At 74.6% G+C, this 3191-nt stretch carries 1 protein-coding gene; it reads left to right on the top strand.

Annotation, left to right across the window (positions count from 1 at the left end; translation table 11 throughout):
- The first annotated feature begins 145 nt into the window (after nucleotides 1-145).
- Nucleotides 146-3148 (top strand): bifunctional [glutamine synthetase] adenylyltransferase/[glutamine synthetase]-adenylyl-L-tyrosine phosphorylase, encoded by a 3003-nt coding sequence (locus AOK23_RS16365; protein ID WP_055713446.1) that lies wholly within the window; start codon nucleotides 146-148, stop codon nucleotides 3146-3148.
- Nucleotides 3149-3191: the final 43 nt, after the last annotated feature.

Raw genomic sequence — 3191 nt, 5'->3', positions numbered from 1 at the left:
CACCACAACCACCCTCACCCCCCGTTCCACCCCTCCCCGCCCAGTCGCCCCTCATCCGACCGACGCTTCCCCCAGGTACTCCGGTTAGGCTCAGGCCGTACGACCTTGATCCTTGATCGGGCTCGATCGAAACGGGAGGCCGGGGATGACGGCGCCGGGGCGCAGGAGCAGCACGTTCTCGCGACTGCTGCGGCACGGTTTCACGGACCCCTCGGCGGCCGAGCGGCTGCTGGAGAGTACGGAGCTGGCGGCCGTACGCAGTGATCCGGTGCTGCTGGACGCGCTGGGGGCGACCGCCGATCCGGACCTCGCGCTCGCGGGCCTCGTCCGGCTGCTGGAGGGGCAGCCGGACCACACGGACCGGCGCAAGGTGCTGGACACACTGACCGCGGCGAAGCCGCTGCGGGACCGGCTGCTGGGCGTGCTCGGCGCGTCCGCCGCGCTGGGCGAGCACCTCGCACGGCACCCGCACGACTGGCAGGCGCTCGTCACGTACGAACCGCAGGACCTGCATCCGGGGGTCGAGGAGTTCGAACGCGGCCTCGCCGAGGCCACCGACCCCGTCTCCCTCCGGGTCGCCTACCGCCGCTGTCTGCTGTCGATCGCCGCCCGTGACGTGTGCGGCACCACCGATGTCGCCCAGGCCGCCGCCGAACTCGCCGACCTCGCCACCGCCACCCTCCGCGCGGCCCTCGCCATAGCGAGCGCGGCCGCGCCCGAGGACGCGGCGCTGTGCCGGCTCGCGGTGATCGCGATGGGCAAGTGCGGCGGCCACGAACTGAACTACGTCTCCGACGTCGACGTCATCTTCGTCGGGGAGACAGCGGACGGCGCCGACGAGCAGGCGGCCGTCCGCGCGGCCACCCGGCTCGCCTCGCACATGATGCGGATCTGCTCCGAGACGACCGTCGAGGGCAGCATCTGGCCCGTCGACGCCAATCTGCGGCCGGAGGGCCGCAACGGCCCGCTCGTACGGACGCTCAGCAGCCACCTCGCGTACTACCAGCGGTGGGCGAAGACCTGGGAGTTCCAGGCCCTGCTGAAGGCCCGCCCGGTGGCCGGGGACCTCGACCTGGGGGAGCAGTACGTCGCCGCGCTCGAACCCCTCGTGTGGAAGGCCGCCGAGCGGGAGAACTTCGTCGCCGACGTGCAGCGCATGCGCCGCCGGGTCGTCGAGAACATCCCGGCCGCCGAGATCGACCGCCAGCTGAAGCTGGGGCCGGGCGGCCTGCGGGACGTCGAGTTCGCCGTGCAGCTGCTCCAGCTGGTCCACGGGCGCGCCGACACCTCGCTGCGCAGCGGCACCACCCTCGACGCGCTGGGCGCCCTCGCCGCCGGCGGATACGTGGGCCGCGTCGACGCCGCCCAACTCGACGCCGCCTACCGCTTCCTGCGCTCCATGGAGCACCGCATCCAGCTCTACCGGCTGCGCCGCACCCACCTCGTCCCCGAGGACGAGAACGACCTGCGGCGCATCGGCCGCTCGCTGGGCCTGCGCACCGAGCCGGTCGCCGAGCTGAACCGTGAGTGGCGGCGCCACGCGGCCGTCGTACGGCGACTGCACGAGAAGCTGTTCTACCGTCCGCTCCTCGACGCCGTCGCCCAACTCGCGCCCGGCGAGGCCAGGTTGAGCGCCGACGCGGCCCGCGAACGGCTCGTCGCCCTCGGCTACGCCGACCCCGCCTCCGCCCTGCGCCACCTGGAGGCCCTGGCCTCCGGCGTCACCCGCAAGGCCGCCATCCAACGCACCCTCCTGCCCGTCCTGCTGGGCTGGTTCGCCGACTCCGCCGACCCGGACGCCGGACTCCTCAACTTCCGCAAGGTCTCCGACGCCCTCGGCAAGACCCCCTGGTACCTGCGGCTGTTGCGCGACGAGGGCGCCGCCGCCGAGAACCTCGCCCGGGTCCTGTCCGCCGGGCGCCTCGCCCCCGACCTCCTCATGCGCGCCCCCGAGGCCGTCGCCCTCCTCGGCGACGGCGACGGCGGCGCCGGCGGCCTAGAACCCCGCGGCCGCGCCCACCTCGAACAGGAGATCCTCGCCGCGGTCCGCCGCGCCGACGGCGCCGCTCAGGGCGTCACGGCCGCACGCGGCGTACGGCGCCGCGAACTCTTCCGTACGGCCGCCGCGGACATCGTCGGCTCCTACGGCACCGAGGCGTCCCCGGCCACCGCAGACCAGGGCGCGCTGGTCGACCTGGTCGGCGGCGCGATCTCCGACCTCACCGCGGCGACCCTCGCGGGCACCCTGCGCGCGGTCGTCCGCGAGGGCTGGGGCGACACCCTGCCCACCCGGTTCGCCGTCATCGGCATGGGCCGCTTCGGCGGCCACGAACTGGGCTACGGCTCCGACGCCGACGTCCTGTTCGTCCACGAGCCGTGGGAGGGCGCCGACGAGCAGGAGGCGGCCCGCGCCGCGAACACCGTCGTCGCCGAGATGCGGCGCCTGCTCCAGCTCCCCAGCGCCGACCCGCCGCTCCTCATCGACGCCGACCTGCGCCCCGAGGGCAAGTCGGGGCCCCTCGTACGGACCCTGAAGTCCTACGAGGCGTACTACCGCCGGTGGTCCCTGGTCTGGGAGTCTCACGCCCTGCTGCGGGCCGAGCCGGTCGCCGGGGACGAGGATCTCGGCCGCCGCTTCGTCGACCTCGTCGACCCGCTCCGCTATCCGGCGGACGGCCTCGCGGAGGACGCGGTCCGCGAGATCCGCCGGCTCAAGGCCCGCATGGAGTCGGAGCGGCTGCCGCGCGGCGCCGACCCGACCCTCCACACCAAGCTCGGCCGCGGCGGTCTCTCCGACGTCGAGTGGACCGTCCAGCTCCTCCAGCTCCGCCACGGGCGGCGCGAGCCGGGCCTGCGCACGACCCGGACCCGCGCCGCGCTGGGCGCGGCGCGGGAGGCCGGCCTCGTCACGGACGAGGAGGCGGCGACCCTCGACGAGGCGTGGGTCCTCGCGACGCGTGTCCGCAACGCGGTCATGCTGGTGCGGGGGCGGGCCGGCGACACGTTCCCCTCCGACAGCCGTGAGGTGGCCGCGGTGGGGCGTTACCTGGGGTACGGGCCGGGTCATGTGGGGGACATGCTCGACGACTACCGGAGGACGACGCGGCGGGCTCGGGCGGTGGTGGAGGACTTGTTCTACGGCACGTGAGGGTCAGGGCCGGGGCGCCCGGTAGCTCGGGGGTGCGCCTGTT

It is taken from the genome of Streptomyces torulosus, assembly GCF_001419765.1.
Taxonomy (GTDB): domain Bacteria; phylum Actinomycetota; class Actinomycetes; order Streptomycetales; family Streptomycetaceae; genus Streptomyces; species Streptomyces torulosus.
Note: the sequence above shows the minus strand (reverse complement) of the source record. Positions and strands in the feature narration are given on the sequence as shown.

Excerpts from the sequence above, each read along its gene's own strand:
- AOK23_RS16365 (WP_055713446.1), top strand. The coding sequence starts at position 146 with ATGACGGCGCCGGGGCGCAGGAGCAGCACGTTCTCGCGACTGCTGCGG.